Genomic DNA, 15,125 nt, shown 5'->3' with positions numbered 1-15,125 from the left:
GTCACGGCGGTTCTAGCATGTCAAGAAACGCGTATGTACAAAACATTGAAACTCCGGGAGGCGAAATGGTTCGGGGTGGCGACTCCGGAAGCATGCTGGTCACCGGGGCCACCGGCGTGGTGGGCGCCGAGATCGTCCGTGGGGCGGGTGCGGCGGGCTGGGACGTGGTCGGTTGTTCACGCAGGGGTGGCGCCGGATCGGTGTCGTGGGACATGATGAACGAGTCTGCCCCGGCGGTGCTCCGGCGCCACTGGGATGTGGTTGTGCACGCAGCCGCCAGCACGCGATGGACGCTGCCCGCGGTCGAGGCGTGGCGGGCCAACGTAACCCCGCTCGATCCGCTCGCGGAGCTCCTCGGGCCGGGAACCCACCTGGTCTTCGTGTCCACCGCTTGGGCCATCGGCCTCAACGGCGACGTGGAGAGCCCGGAGGTCGGCGATTACCGGAACACCTACGAATGGTCCAAGGCCGGCGCCGAACGCACCGTCCGCGGGAGGTTCGGCCCCGCGACGATCATTCGGCCGCCGCTCGTGGTCGGCCGTAGGTCCGATGGTGCCGTCGCCCGGTTCTCCGGGCTGTACAGCAGGCTCACCGCCATCACCTCGGGTACGCTTCCCGCGCTGGTCTGCGAGAAGGAGTCGCCGCTGGAGATGGTGTCCAGCACGGATGTGGTGTCCTGCTGCCTGGAGGTCGCCGCGGCGGGACGGCCCGCGACGACCACCGTGCACGTCCAGGGTCGCGGCCTCGGTGCGATGACCGTGGGGGAACTGATCGAGCGCACACTCCGGCGGCTCGACCGTTGGAGGGCCCGCCGGGGAGCGGAGCCGTTGGAGCGGCCCCGGTTGCTCACTCCCGAACAGTGGTACCGGTTCTTCCGCCCGCTGGCGGGTCGTGTCCTGACCCGCCACCAGCAGCGGGTCCTGGACACGCTTGAGCCGTTCGTTCCGTACATGTCCATTCCCCACTCACTCGCGGTGACCTGGCCGGTCGAGCCGCTGGAGGACTGCTTGGACCGCTGCGTGGACTACTGGGCGGATCGCCACCCCGACCGGGCGTGCCGGGAGCTCACACCATGGAAAGCCGCCGCGAGGTGAGCGTCGTGACAACGGGGAACCGGGGGAGAACATGCCGCTGATCGTGGTCACAGAACGCCTGAAGTCACCGCCCCTGGCCGTCTGGGATCTCATCCTGGATGTGAAGCGGTATCCCGAGCTGATGGAATGCGTGCTGCTCATCGAGCTCCTCGACCACGTCGGCCACGCGGACGGCAGCACGGAGTCCGTGGTCGGCTGGGAGGTCGAGCTGGAGGGTTCCGTGCTGCGTTGGGTGGAACGCGAGCGTCACGAGCCCGACCGGTTGCGCGTGACATTCGAGCAGGTCGCTGGTGATATGGACCGGTTCTCGGGTCATTGGCAGGTCCTCGACGAAGGGGAGGGCATCACCTCGGTCACCCTCGAAGTCGACTTCGAGATCGGTATCCCGGTCCTGCGTGACGTGCTCGATCCGTTCGCCGCCGCGGCCATCCGGCGGAACTCCTCCGACATGCTCCTCTCCCTCGGTCCCAAGGCCTGAACCGCTCCACGCCGTTCACACCGCGACGTCCGGCCCCGGAAGTGCGAGACGCCATCACGATCGTTCCCGATGCCCGGCATCCGCTGACGCCGGGCATTTCAGGGGACCGTGTGTCACCCCGGGGGCGTGCCTTTCCCCGCGGCGGCGAGGCGCACCGCGGAGGTCCCCAGGCCGGTGGGAGGGAAGGTGAAGTCCACCGGCGGCGTGGGGCGGTGCAGGCGATGGAGCTCCGCCTCGGTGTAGCGGGCGCACTTGCGGTGCCACTCCAGGATGCCCGACATCCACTCCTTGTGCTTCTCCGCGTGCCGGAGGAGAGCCTGACGGGCCGGCTCCTCCAAGGCGTAGTCCTCGAAGAGGACCGGCAGGTCGTTGGCGAGGATGTGCTCGAACTGCCGCATCCGCGCGGCCATCAGGTCGGCGACCGTGTCCCGTGCCCGGATGCGGTCGACCCCGAGGAAGTTCTCGACCACCAGGACCATGTTGTGCACCTCACCCTCGAACTCGATCTCCTTCTGGTAGGAGTGCAGGTCGTTGGTGAAGGTCGCGTAGTCCTGGGCGGCGGTGTCCAGTTCACGGATGGTTCGGGTCTGGAAGATCCCCGGGGGGACCGCTTCGGCGGCGGTGAGCCGGGCCAGGCTCATCGTCATGTCGGAGCCGAAGGTCGCGCGCCGCATCTCGACGTAGTCGATCGGGTCGGGCACCCGGTTCTGTGCTTGGTTGGTCAGTTCCCAGAGCCAGCTCGCCAGCATGTCCTCGATCGACGCGCGGAACTGCGCCCGGGCGTGCGTGCCCATCTTCCCGGTGCTGCGTTCCCACAGGTCTTTCAGCCCGCGTTCGAGGGGGTTCGCCGGCTCCGGGGTCTCGCCCGCGTCGAGCGGCATGAAGGCGGCGAGCCGTTCGTTGCAGAGGGCGGCCCCCACGAGGTCGCGGGCCTGGCCGAACACGACGGGGTAGTAGTCGTCCCCGTAGGTGCCCCAGGTCAGCCAGTCGGTCGAGAGGTTGAGCTCCTCGGGGTCCGCGTCAGCGTGGATCATCGCGGCGCAGTGGGCGAGGTCGATGAGGCGGAAGCGCCGCTCGTCCCAGATCCCGCCGTGCTCGACACCGGGGACCGAGTCGAAGATGCCCATCCGCCGGGCCCAGTCGACCGAGTCGCGCCGCGCGGCGTCGATGTGGGGACTGGTCCGGATCGGGAAGGGCATGTAAAGGTCCGGCGGGGGCAGGTGGCCGACGGGCCGGTACGGCACGTGCGCGTGCTGCCGGGCCCGGCGCGTGAGCCCGAGCCTGCCGGGGGAGAGCAGCGCGGTGATGGAGCCGGTGCCGAGTCCGGTGGGGCCGCCAAGGCCCGCGGTGGGGGCGGTGGCCAGGCCCTGGTTCATGTAGCGGCTGGATCTGGCGTGCCATTCGTGTCCGCCGGACTGCCAGTCCTGCAGGCCTTTGACGTAGCCGGCCACGCCGAGCTGCCGGTCCGGGGGGACGGCGTGTTCGGCGAGGAGGCGGGGCACCTCGATCAACGCGGTGTTCTCGAACTGCTGCAGCCGGGAGGTGAGCAGCTCGTTGACGAGGTCGGCCGCCTCCTGGGTGGGGCAGTCGAAGAAACGCTCGAACACCAGGACGGCGTTGGAGTTCTCCCCCTCCTCCTGGACTTCCCGCTGGTAGGAGAAGAGGTCGTTGCGCAGGTGCACGGCGTCCGCGAAGGTGTCGGTCAGGACCTTGATCGGTCTGGTCCCGGCGATCGCGTCGGGGATCTCGGCGCGGGCGGCGCACTCGACGAGGTTCGCCGACCACGGCGCCCCGCCGACCCGTCTGCGCATCTGGATGTACTCGATGGGGTTGGCGATCCGGCCCCGGTCGATGTTCTCCAGCTCCCACATGGACTCCACCATCAGGTTGTGGGTGCTGGTGGTGAAGCGTTCCCGCCAAGCGTCCGACATCAGGGGGATCGTCCGCTCCCACAGGTCCTTCAGGCCGGCCTCGGCCGCGTTCTCCGGTTCCGGCGGCGTCTGGCCGGGGGCGGTCATGAACAGTTCGAGCCGGTCCAGATGGGCTTTGGCCCCGTGCATGTCCCGGGAGTACTTGAAGTGCTCCAGGAAGTTGTCGTCGAAGAAGAACACCCAGACGTACCAGTCGGTGATCAGGTCGAGCATGGGGCCGTCGCAGTCGGGGTGGGTGTAGGCGCACATCAGCGCGTAGTCCATCGCCGCCAGCGCGGCCTCGTCCCAGACGACGCCACCGCCCGGTTTGGGGGCGTCCAGCATCCCCATGTCGGCGGCCCACCGATTGCTGTGCTCCCGTGCGCGTTCGAGGTGGGGGTTGATCCTGGCCGGATAAGGCATGTAAAAGTCGGGCAGGGTGAATGCCTGCATGCACGTGCCTACTCTCTCGGAGCCGACTGGTCGATTCACTCACGGTGACGACACTGACGCTCACGGTACTGTAGGCCAACGTCCGCCTAAATGAAATCCCCAAATGTCACCTGATGCAGACTCGCTCTACCGCGGTGGCCCGCACCGGACGTCCGGTACGGCGTAGCGCCGGGCAGGCCTGCTCCGGCGCCGTTCCGCTTCCGGGCCGGTCACTTGTGGCCGACGACCAGCGCGTGGCTGAACCCCAGGTTCTGGTACCGGTCCACGCGGGAGAAGCCCGCGTCGCGGATGGCCCGCTCCATGTCGTCCGGCGAGTAGACCATGCCCTCCCCGGAGGCCAGGGTGAGGAAGTACGGCGACAGCAGTCCGGCGCTCATCGATCCGGTGCCCTCGTCGTTGGAGGTGAAGTTGTAGATCAGGCACACGCCCCCGGCGGGCAGCGCCGCGTGGCATCTGCGGAGCAGTTCGACGTTGCGCTCCAGCGACCAGATCTCGAAGATGTGGAAGAACAGGATCGTGTCCGCGCCTTCGGGCAGGGCGTCGGTCAGCAGGTCGCCGGCGTGGAAGTGCACCCGCTTGCGCAGGTCCGGGTCGGCGATCCGCTGGGCGGCGAGTTCGGTCACGCTCTCCTGGTCGAACACCGTGACTTCCAGCTTCGGATACCGTTTGGCGAGCTCGACGCTGTTGGTGCCGTCGCCGCCGCCGATGTCGATGACGTGGCGGGCGGCGGAGAAGTCGTAGAGGTCGAGGATCTGGATGAACGCCTTGCGCGACGCGTTCCCCATGTTGGCGTAGAAGACCTCTTGCAGGTGCGGGTGGGCGGTGATCCGCTCGTACAGCGTCGTGCCCGGGCCGTCGATGTGGCGAAGCCCCACGTTGGTGTCCCGCCGGACGGATTCCGCGAAGTCCGCCATGCCGGCGTTGATGATTTTGGCTTGGATGTCGACGAGCTCGCCCAGGAATCGGGGGCCGGCGCGGAGCAGCTTGCGCCGGGTCATCGGGGCGTTGACGTACTTCTCACCCTGCTTCTCCAGCAGGAACAGGGAGGTCAGCCCGAGCAGCAGGACGCGGGCCGGCTGCTCCCGGACGCCGAGCGCCGCCGCGACCTGCGGCAGGTCCATCCCTCCCGACTCCTCCAGACGCTCGAAGAGGCCGAACTCCAGCCCGGTGCGCAGCAACTCGAATGCGGTGGTGCCGTGAATGAGGATCCGCAGGTAGTCGGCGTCCGTGACGGTAACGCTGCCGCTGGTGGCCATGGATCTCCTCCGTAGGTGGGCGCTCTGGGTGTTCGCCGGTCTCGACGTCACGTCTCCACCGAGCTTGATCGCGTCCGATGGGGTTCGCACCTTTTCGAATGCGAAGCCGTCGCTTGCCCGAGGATGGAGCAGGCTCGCGGATGTCCTGGTCAGAGGTGCTTTTCAGTGCTTGGAGGCGGAGTCGTCTTGACGTTGTCCGGTCAATGGGCCGCTTCGACCTGTGTAAATGTCGCCCCAGAAAGGAAGGAATAACGCGGAAATATTGCCTTCTGTCATGGTGTGGCTAGCGTCGTTCGACGCTACCGAGCAGTGCCTCCACTCGAGCACGAGGTAGGGAATCGATGATCCGCAATATGAGGGGCCGGGTCACTCACTTCACCCTTGTCCTGGCCGTGTCCGCCGCCGCCTTCGCAGGTATTGCCCTGAGCAAGATCGTTCCATCGGCAACCGTCGCTCAGACAGCGGATCCCGCCCAGGCACCGCTACTCCTGGCGTTCGCCGAGCCGTGGAACTGAACAACCCCGAGACGGCCCAGGCGAGGGCGTGACACGGTTCGACGGTTCGAGTACGGCGTGCCGAGGGGGTGTCGCCGGCACGCCCGTGCTCGCCAAGCCGGGATCCGGGTCCTAGCGGATCGGCGAGGGTTCCCGGTGGCTCCACAAGATCGCCGAATGCCGGGGGTTTCTCCCCCGGCGAGGGGGGAGGCGGGCGTCGTCGCTGGTGCGAAGGGTTCCGAGGGGTCGTCGCGCCCACCTCGGGACGGCGTGACGGCCGCCTCCACACCTGCGGGAACGAGGGGTCTCCGGGTGGCCTCCTCGATCTTGTCGCACGATGATTGCTTACTTATAGTTCGACTTGTTTGACAAAGAAAAACCAGAAGAGGTCTGGCTGGCACACATCCCGCACTGAGGCTGACCACGCCCGCCGGCTCTCGAACATGCCATCGGTGTGGCTTCACCTCCTCGCGGGGTGACCTGCGTCCCCGGGCCACCGGTAGCCGTCAGGAGTAATGCATGGATTTCTGCATTCTTGGGGTGCTCGAGGCTGCCGCAGGCGGACGCAGGCTCGACCTGGGGGGTACCCGGCAACAGGCGGTTCTGGCCACCTTGCTGCTCCACGCCAACCGGCCGGTCTCCATCGGCCGGCTGACCGAGGTCATCTACGGGGACAACCCGCCCGCCACCTCCCGGGTCCAGGTGCAGATCTGCATCTCGGCGCTTCGCCGGATGTTCACCGCCCACGGGTACTGCGACGCGATCGTCACCCATTCCCAGGGCTACCTGCTCCAGGTGGACGAGGAACGCGTCGACGCGTTCCGCTTCGAGGACTTCATCCTCCGGGCCCGCTGCGCCCGCGACAAGCGAGACCCGGGCGAAGCGGTCACGCTGTTCCGCCAGGCGCTCGGACTGTGGCGCGGACCCGCGCTGGACGGCATCGAGAGCAGGTTGCTGCAGGTGGAGGCGAACCGTCTCAACGAGCTCAGGATCGCCGCCAACGAGGCGTGCATCCAGCTCGAACTCGACCTCGGCAAGCATCACGAGCTTGTCGGCGAGCTCACCAAGCTGGTCCAGGAGCACCCGCTGCGCGAGCGGCTGGTGGGGCAGCTGATGATCGCGCTCTATCGATCCGGCCGGCAGGCGGAGGCGCTGCAGGTCTACCGGAACGCGCACCGCGTGATGATCGATGAGCTGGGGATCGAACCCAACGAACGCCTGCAGCAGCTCGAATACGCCATCCTCACCGCCAGCGAGAGTCTCAACCTGCCCGACCCTCCGGCCAAGGTCGCCGTCGAGCCCGCCGTCGGCGTGCCGTGCATGCTGCCCACCGGCATCGCCGATTTCACCGGCCGGGACCGGCAGATCACCGCCATACGCCGGCATCTGACCACGGCCCCGAGCGGCTCGGCGCGCTTCGCGGTCCCCATCATCGCGATCGTGGGACGGGCCGGGATCGGGAAGACCACCCTCGCGGTCCACATCGCGCACGACGTCGCCCAGCACTTTCCCGACGGTCAGCTCTTCGCCGACCTGCACGGGGTCGCCCCCCGGGCGGTCAGCCCCATGCAGGTGCTGGAGCGGTTCCTCCGGGTGCTCGGGGTGCCGGGGAACGCGATCCCGGACGGCCTGGAGGAGCGGGCCGAGACCTACCGGAACCTGATCGCCGACAGCCGGGTGCTGATCGTGCTGGACGACGTGAGCGGGGAGAGCCAGGTCCTCCCGCTGCTCCCGGGCAACCCCCAGGCCGCCATCATCATCACCAGCCGGAGCCGGCTCGGCGGGCTCGCCGGGGTGACCCACGTGGACCTGGACGTGTTCGACGCCGCCCATTCGATGGAGCTGCTCTCCCGGATCGCCGGTGTCGAGCGGGTGCACGCGGACACGCACTCGGCCTCCATGCTCGTGGACCTGTGCGGACGGCTGCCCCTGGCGCTGCGCATCGCCGGCTCACGGCTGGCGGCGCGTCCGCACTGGAACATCGGGCAGCTGGCGGAACGGCTTCGGGACGAGACCCGCCGGCTGGACGAGCTCATCCACGGCGAGATGGGGATCCGGGCCAGCATCTCCCTGACCTACGAGGGCCTTGGGGACGAGGCCCGGCGGCTCTTCCGGCGGCTGGCGATCCTCGACTCGCACGTCCTTCCGGCCTGGATCGCGGCGCCGCTGCTGGACCAGCCGTTCCCCGTCGCCCAGGATCTGCTGGACGACCTGGTGGACGCGCAGTTGATCGAGGTCGTGCACGCCGGGCGCGGCGCGTACACCCAGTACCAGTTCCACGACCTCATCCGGGTGTTCGCCCGCGAGCGGCTCGCCGCCGAGGAGCCGGCCCCCGAGCGCACCGCGACGCTGAGCCGGGCGCTGAGCGCGCTGCTCGTCCTGGCCGACGCCGCCCAGTGCCGGGAATTCGGCACCACGGTCCCGATCCCCGGGGAGGTCATCCACTGGTCACCCTCGAAGGAGCTGATCGACCGGCTGATCGCGACACCGTTTGAATGGTTCGAGCGGGAACGCCTCGTTCTGGTGTCCGGCATCCGCCAGGCCGCGCAGGCGGGGCTGGTGGAGATCTGCTGGAGCCTCGCGGTGGCCGCGACGAGGTTCTTCGAATCCCGGGTCTACCTCGACGACTGGCGGGAGACCCACGAGATCGCGCGGGAGGCGACCGCGCAGGCGGGGGACCGGCACGGCCACGCCATGGTGCTGTACCGGATGGGGATGCTGTCCTTCACCGAGCAGCACTTCGACGACGCGCGCCGCGAACTCGAGACCGCCATGGGGCTCTTCACCGACATCCGCGACAGCCAGGGGTTCGCGCTCGCCACCAGTGCCCTGGCCCTGATGGATCGGCTCAACGGGCGGCTCAAGGAGGCCGTCGACCGCTCGGAGCAGGCCATCGCGATCTTCCGCGCCACCGGCGACCACGTCTCGGCGGCCTTCGCCCTGCACTCCCTCGCCCAGCTCCACCTGGACTGCGGGAACGTGGAGGACGCCAAGCGGCTGCTCCGGGAGGCGCTGATCCACAGCCGGTCCGGCGGAAACCGGAGGGTGAACGCCCAGGTGCTGCACCGGATGGGCCGCGCCCACCTGCAGGCCGGGGAGTTCGCCCTCTCCGTGGACGCGTTCACCGCGGCACTGGCCATCGTGCGCGACATCTGCGACACCACGGGCGAGGCGTACGTCCAGCACGGTCTCGGCATGGCGCGGCTCCGCCAGGGTGAGCGCGTCGCGGCGTCCCGGGCCCTCCACCTGGCGTTGGAGCTGGCCACCAGCGCCCAGCAGCGGCTGGCCGAGGCGGACGCGCTGGAGGGGCTCGGCGAGCTGGCCCTGGCGAGCGGCGACCCGATGCTGGCGGCGTCCTACTTCCGGCAGACCACCGACCTGTTCCAGGTGATGAACATGCCCCTGCAGGAGGCGCAGACCCTCACCTTGCTCTGCGAGGCGTGTCAGGCGGTCGGCGACGACGCCGCGGCGGAGGCGGCGATGGCTCGGGCGCTCCAGCTGAGCGAGGGGATGGATCCCCGCTTCTCCAGGTGAGCGGAGGCGGTCAGCCGAACGACCCCAGATAGGTCGAGTAGGAGTAGGGGGAGAACTGCACCTGGATCTGGGCGGAGTCGGCCTCGTCCTGCATGCGGAACATGACCACGATTTCGGTGTAGGCCGCCCGGTAGCCGAGGCTGACGAAGTATCGGTCGCTCTCGAAGACGATCCGGTACAGCCCGCGTTCGAACTTCTGGCCGCTCCACTCTCCGACATGGCCCCGTTGATCCGTTTCGGCGTCGGAGCAGGCGCTCCAACGACCGTTGATCGAACGTTCGATGCGCGTCCGCACGCCGGCCGCCGGCCGGCCGTACACAGCGTCCAGAGCCTGTACAGAGATCCCCATGCGCGGTCACCCCATCTATCGGTGGCGTCCCGGCGGGTTACCCGACAGGGCACGGCCGGCGTCGCCGCATACGGTGGGCGGCCAAGCCCTTTCCCAGATGTAATGGAAGGCGTTATCGGTTTCGCTTCGAGAGGTTATCGTCTCTCACAGGCCGATGTTTCACAAACCCGCCAAACGTGCTGTTGTGTCAAATGTCAGGATGGTGCCCGGTCTGTAGTCGCCGGGTATCGCATACCCGGTTTCCGGGAAATCCAGCCTCCCGTTTCCGGTGCGAAACCGGCGGCCCGGGCCGGGACGGGGGAGCGCATGCTCAAAGATGCATGGCGGCGGACGCCCGGCGGACACTGACGGTGCCACAGAGAAAATTCCCCATTGACTCGGCGAAGTGCGCATGCTCGGAGATGCCAGGGAGCGCGCACCGGCGGACACTGCTGAACCAGCGCACAGACGTGTCTTGACTCGATTGAGAAAGGGGCTGCAGCGTGTCCCTCCAAGAAACACCTTCCCGCGCTGGGCGGAAAGAGTGGATCGGACTGGCAGTACTGTCCTTGCCCACCATGCTCGCGATGCTGGACCTCAGCGTCGTGATCTTGGCGCTGCCCCAGCTCGTCGCCGACCTGGGGGCGAACCCGGTCCAGGCTCTGTGGATCACCGACATCTACGGATTCCTCATCGCCGGCTTCCTGGTGACCATGGGCCGGCTGGGTGACCGGATCGGTCACCGCAACCTGCTGCTGATCGGCGCCGCCGTCTTCGGCGTGCTCTCGGTGGTCGCGGCCTACTCCACCGGCCCGGAGATGCTGATCGCGGTCCGCGCCCTGCTCGGCATCGCGGGCGCGACGATCATGCCGTCGGTGCTGGGGCTGATCAGGGCCATGTTCACCGACCCCAAGCAGATGGGTACGGCCATGGGCGTCTGGTCCGGCGCCGCCGTACTGGGCATCTCCCTCGGTCCGACCGTCGGCGGGCTGCTCCTCAACTCGTTCTGGTGGGGCTCGATCTTCCTGATCGGCGCGCCGATCATGCTGCTGCTCATGGTGACCGGCCCCTTCCTCCTGCCCGGCCGTCGCCCCGGCACCGAGTCCGGACCGCTGGACCTGTTCAGCGTGGCGCTGTCGCTGGCCGCGATCCTTCCGGTGATCTACGGCCTGAAGGAGCTGGCCCGGGTGGGCTGGTCGTGGCAGTCGGGCGCGGCCATCGTGGTCGGCCTCGCGATCGGCGCGGTGTTCGCGCGCAGGCAGCGCCGGCTCCCCGACCCGCTGCTGGACTTCGGGCTCTTCGGCATCGCCGCCGTTGCCGGTGGACTCACGCTGTACCTGCTCGCCGGGGTGATCCAGGGTGGCAACGGCCTGCTGATGACCCAGCATCTCCTCCTCGTCGAGGGTCTCTCGCCGCTGGCGACGGCGCTGTGGCTGCTGATCCCCTCGGTTGTCGTGATCTTCGGTATCCAGTTCTCGATGGGCTTGGCCAAGAAGTACCGCCCCGGGTTCGTCATGGCCGGGGGCGCGCTCGTCGGCATCGTCGGCATGGGCATCCTCACCCAGGTGAGCGCCTCCAACGGGCTCCCGATCCTGGTCGTCGGCGTCTCCGTGGTGTTCCTCGGCGTCAGCCCGATCCCCGCGCTGGTGAACCAGCTGGTCCTGATGTCGGCCCCGCCGGAGAAGGCCGGATCGGCGGCGTCCCTGTCCACCACGGCCGGTGAACTGGGCAGCGCCCTCGGCATCGCCGGACTCGGCAGCCTGGCCACCCTCCTCTACCAGGGGACGGTGCAGCTCCCCTCGGGGGCTCCGCCCGCGGTCGGCGAGAGCATGGCCGACGCGGCCGCGGCCGCCGGTCAGCTGCCGCCCGAGGCCGCCGCGCAGGTGCTGGCGGTGGGGCGCGAGGCGTTCAACTCGGCCTACGCCTCCGTCGCGGTCATCTGCATCGTCCTGTTCCTCGGCTTCGCCGTGCTCGCCTACTTCACTCTCCGGCACATCCCGCCGATCGGCGCCCCGCCGGGGCCTTCGGCGGAGGAGGGAACGGCGCAGAGCGAAGCCGCGGCACCCGCTCCAAGCTGACCTGATCCGTTCGAGTCAAGGAGTCCCCATGCGTGTCGCCATCGCGATGTGGCCGGCCCCGGCCCACCTCTACCCCTTCACCCCGCTGGCGTGGGCGCTGCGGGCCGCCGGACACGAGGTGTTCGTCGTCTCCCACCCCTGTTTCGGCGACGCGGTCTCCGAGGAAGGCCTGTCCTTCGCGGCGATCTGCGACCCCGACGTGCCGCCACCCTTCGGCCCGGGTGGGGTGTACCCCGAGGAGCGCGCCGAGATCGCACGCATCACGGAGGCGATGAACCTCCCCGTGGACCAGCTGGTGAACTGGAACACCTTCAGCCAGTTCTTCCTGCCGTCCATGTGGGACTTCACCCGCTACCGGGGCTCCGCGACCGACTCGATGCCGGTCATGGACGGCATGGTGCGCTTCTTCCGGGAATGGCGCCCGGACCTGGTCATCTGGGACCCGTGCTTCCCGGGTGCGGGCGTCGCCGCCCGCGCCTGCGGAGCACGGCACGCCCGCTTCTCCGGCCCCGACATCGTCGGCTGGTCCATCGAGACGTTCCAGCGCATCGCGGCCGAGGCGGACGTGCCGCCGATCGCCGACCCGATGGTGGAGACGCTGCGCGCGATGGGGGAGAAGTACGACGTCCCCATCGACCGGGAGACCCTGCTCGGCAACTTCACGATCAACCCGATGCCGCCGTCGGTGCAGGCGCACCTGCCGGTCGACACCAGGATGGTGCCGGTGCGCTGGCTGGCCCACTCCAAGCAGTCGGCTTCCCCCGCGTGGCTGTACCCGGTGCCGGACCGGCCGCGGGTCGCGCTCTCGCTCGGGGTGTCGATGCGGGCCTTCCTCGCCGCGGACTGGAACTACGTCCCCATGCTCCTGGACGCGCTCGGCGGACTCGACGTGGAGGTCGTGGCCACGCTCAACGACAACCAGCTGGCCAACGTGACCAAGATCCCGGACAACGTCCGGGTGGTGGAGTACGTGCCGCTGAACCAGCTCGCCCCCACCTGCTCGGCCGTGATCCACCACGGTGGCCTCGCCACCATGGCGGGCGCCGCGTCGGCGCGGGTGCCCCAGCTCGTGGTGGACTTCCTGGACCTGCCGGTCATCGCCGAGACCTCCGAGGACGGCGTCGTCGGCGCCACCCGGTACGCGCTGGCGCCGACCACCGGGAAGTACGTGACCGACCACGGCGCGGGCGGGGTGCTGGACATGAGCAAGGCCTCGGTCGAGGGCATCCGCGACCAGGTCATGCGGGTGCTCACCGAGCCGTCGTACAAGGCCGGGGCGAACCGCCTCCACGAGGACCAGATCGCCGCCCCCAGCCCGCGCGACCTCGTCCCCGTCCTCGAAACCCTGACGCTCTCCGTCTGACGGCGCGAGCCGTATCCCGGGATCCGATGGCGATGTGTGCGGCATCGCCATCGGGTCTTCCGCTTGCACAGAGCACGCTATGGAGGTGCCATGACCGATTCCGTCAACGGCGGGCCGCAGCGGGTGACGATGGCCGTGCACGGTCCGCCCGAGGTGCTCCGGGTCGTCGACGCCGAGGTGGCCGAGCCGGGCGCCGGCGAGGTGCTGGTCCGGGTGACCGCGGCCGGCGTCAACTACGTCGACCTGTTCCAGCGGTCCGGGACCTACACGGTGAAGTTCCCGTTCACCCCGGGCTTCGAGGGCGCCGGCGTCGTCGAGCGGGTTGGGCCGGCGGTGACCGGGATCGTCGAGGGCGACCGGATCGCGTGGGCGGGTTCCCCGGGTGGGTACGCCACCCACTGCGTGGTCAAGGCCGACAAGACGGTGCCGCTGCCGGACGGGATGGACCCCGTCGTCGCGGTCGCCGCGCTGATCCACGGGATGACCGCGCACGTCCTCGCCACCGACGTGGTGCCGCTCGCCGCCGGCGACGTGTGCCTGGTGCACGCCGCCGCGGGCGGTGTCGGCGGGCTGCTCACCCAGTACGCGACGGCGCGCGGCGCGACGGTGATCGCGACGGTGTCGAACGAGGAGAAGGCCGAGGCGGCGCGTACGGCCGGAGCGGCCCACGTGGTCGACTACACGCGGGAGGATTTCGCCGCCCGGGTCAAGGAGATCACCGACGGCGCCGGAGTGGCCGTGGTGTACGACGCCGTGGGCGAGGCCACCTTCACGGCCGGGCTCGGCTGCCTGCGCCCCCGCGGGACGTTCGTGCTGTACGGGCAGACGAGCGGTGCCGTACGGTCGGCCGACCCGCAGGAGCTGGGCGCCCGCGGTTCGCTGTTCCTCACCAAGGCCTCCCTGGGCCACTACGACCGGACCAGGGAGCAGATGCTGCGCCGGGCGGGCACGGTGTTCGGGGACGTCCTCGCCGGTCGGCTCCGGCCGCGGATCCACGCCGAGTACCCGCTCGCCGAGGCGGCCCTCGCCCACGCCGACCTGGAGTCGCGCCGGTCCATCGGCAAGGCCGTGCTCCGGCCGGGTCGGTGAACGAGGGAGCGAAAAGCCCGGCGGGGGTCACCCCGCCGGGCTTCTCACTAGGCCCAGGGCGCGACCGGATACCAGGGGATGATCTCCCTGCGCGCCAGCAGCCGTACGTCCCAGTAGAAGAACGTGAACACACCCGCGACGATCAGCGATGCGGCGGTGAGGACCGCGAGCCTGCTCGGCTTGGCGGTCAGCCACCGCTGCAGGCGGGTGCCGGCCACGGCGATCAGGACCAGGAAGAGCACCGCCATGATCACGATGTTGCCGGCCGACTGCAGGACGAAGGCCGCCGCGCCGTACAGCGGGTTGCCGCTCTCGGCCGCGTCGCGGAACATCTGCCGGAACAGCGGGAACGGTCTGCCGATCAGGAAGCCCGCGATGAGCGCGCCCATGACCACCATCGGCGCGTTCGGGAAACGCCGGGAGATCCGGGCGAACGGGTCCGGGACGTAGCCGAGCGCCGCCAGCCCCAGATAGAACATGATCAGTCCGATCAGGCCGAAGATGACCAGCGACTGAACGCTGCGTGCGGAGAGCGTGCCGGGCACGTTCGGCGCGGTCGAGAACTGCGGCATCGCCGTGCCCACCAGGCCCACGATCGCGCCGTAGACCGCGGACACGGTGACCATGCCGGCCGACAGCCAGCCCAGGGGTTTGAGGGCGTACAGCAGTCTGCGGGAGCGGCCGGTTCCGCCCATCATCGGGGCCATCGCGCCGAAGGCGGCGATGTTGCACGCCGTGAAGGTGCCGGCGACGCCGCTCACGAAGGCGAAGGCGATGCCGGCGGCCACGCCGGTGATCGGGGTGGCTTTGGCGTCGTGGCCGAGCAGCGTGTTCGCGACGTTGTCGCCGATCGTCCGGTCGACGAACTCGGCCGACCAGACCACCGTGAGCAGGAGGCCGACCAGGCCGCTGATCGCCAGGACCAGCCCTCGGCGGCGGGGGAAGTGTCCGTTGACCAGCGTGGAGGTGGCCGGGGACGAGGGTATGGGGGGAATGGGGACGCTTTCGGCCGCTCGCTTGATGGCCATGGTGTGTCTCCTCACCGGGA

10 protein-coding genes are annotated in these 15,125 nt (G+C 69.2%); 6 read left to right on the top strand and 4 right to left on the bottom strand.

What is annotated here, in order from left to right; genetic code table 11:
• The first annotated feature begins 65 nt into the window (after window positions 1–65).
• Both RUR_RS01865 and RUR_RS01860 read left to right on the top strand, forming a co-directional pair.
• Window positions 66–1,094, top strand: coding sequence for an NAD-dependent epimerase/dehydratase family protein (locus RUR_RS01865; RefSeq protein WP_283133076.1), 1,029 nt, complete (start codon window positions 66–68; stop codon window positions 1,092–1,094).
• Between the two features lie 31 nt (window positions 1,095–1,125).
• Complete coding sequence (locus tag RUR_RS01860; RefSeq protein ID WP_283133075.1) at window positions 1,126–1,572, top strand: aromatase/cyclase; 447 nt, start codon at window positions 1,126–1,128, stop codon at window positions 1,570–1,572.
• A 113-nt stretch (window positions 1,573–1,685) separates the two neighbouring features.
• Here the strand turns inward: RUR_RS01860 and RUR_RS01855 are convergent, their stop codons facing one another.
• Window positions 1,686–3,935: a terpene synthase family protein gene (locus RUR_RS01855; protein WP_283133074.1), complete on the bottom strand. Its 2,250-nt coding sequence runs from the start codon at window positions 3,933–3,935 to the stop codon at window positions 1,686–1,688.
• A gap of 209 nt (window positions 3,936–4,144) precedes the next feature.
• Window positions 4,145–5,191 (bottom strand): methyltransferase, encoded by a 1,047-nt coding sequence (locus RUR_RS01850; RefSeq protein ID WP_283133073.1) that lies wholly within the window; start codon window positions 5,189–5,191, stop codon window positions 4,145–4,147.
• 1,013 nt (window positions 5,192–6,204) lie between these two features.
• Here RUR_RS01850 and RUR_RS01845 point away from each other — a divergent pair.
• Window positions 6,205–9,219: an AfsR/SARP family transcriptional regulator gene (locus tag RUR_RS01845; protein WP_283133072.1), complete on the top strand. Its 3,015-nt coding sequence runs from the start codon at window positions 6,205–6,207 to the stop codon at window positions 9,217–9,219.
• A gap of 10 nt (window positions 9,220–9,229) precedes the next feature.
• On the opposite strand, the gene RUR_RS01840 is transcribed toward RUR_RS01845, so the two are convergent.
• The gene (locus RUR_RS01840; RefSeq protein ID WP_283133071.1) at window positions 9,230–9,568 is read right to left on the bottom strand and encodes a hydroxyisourate hydrolase; all 339 of its coding nucleotides are present in this window, start codon (window positions 9,566–9,568) and stop codon (window positions 9,230–9,232) included.
• 557 nt (window positions 9,569–10,125) lie between these two features.
• Here RUR_RS01840 and RUR_RS01835 point away from each other — a divergent pair.
• The 3 genes from RUR_RS01835 (at window position 10,126) to RUR_RS01825 (ending at window position 14,077) form a co-directional block, all read left to right on the top strand.
• Window positions 10,126–11,625 (top strand): MFS transporter, encoded by a 1,500-nt coding sequence (locus RUR_RS01835; RefSeq protein ID WP_283133070.1) that lies wholly within the window; start codon window positions 10,126–10,128, stop codon window positions 11,623–11,625.
• Between the two features lie 28 nt (window positions 11,626–11,653).
• On the top strand, window positions 11,654–12,988 hold the full coding sequence (locus tag RUR_RS01830; protein ID WP_283133069.1) for a nucleotide disphospho-sugar-binding domain-containing protein: 1,335 nt from the start codon (window positions 11,654–11,656) through the stop codon (window positions 12,986–12,988).
• A 90-nt stretch (window positions 12,989–13,078) separates the two neighbouring features.
• The gene (locus RUR_RS01825; protein ID WP_283133068.1) at window positions 13,079–14,077 is read left to right on the top strand and encodes a quinone oxidoreductase family protein; all 999 of its coding nucleotides are present in this window, start codon (window positions 13,079–13,081) and stop codon (window positions 14,075–14,077) included.
• A gap of 47 nt (window positions 14,078–14,124) precedes the next feature.
• On the opposite strand, the gene RUR_RS01820 is transcribed toward RUR_RS01825, so the two are convergent.
• Window positions 14,125–15,105, bottom strand: a complete 981-nt coding sequence (locus RUR_RS01820; protein ID WP_283133067.1) for a hypothetical protein — start codon at window positions 15,103–15,105, stop codon at window positions 14,125–14,127.
• Window positions 15,106–15,125 lie beyond the last annotated feature (20 nt).

Source organism: Rhizohabitans arisaemae (genome assembly GCF_025996515.1).
Lineage (GTDB): Bacteria > Actinomycetota > Actinomycetes > Streptosporangiales > Streptosporangiaceae > Rhizohabitans > Rhizohabitans arisaemae.
This window is presented reverse-complemented; position numbering and strand designations above follow the sequence as displayed.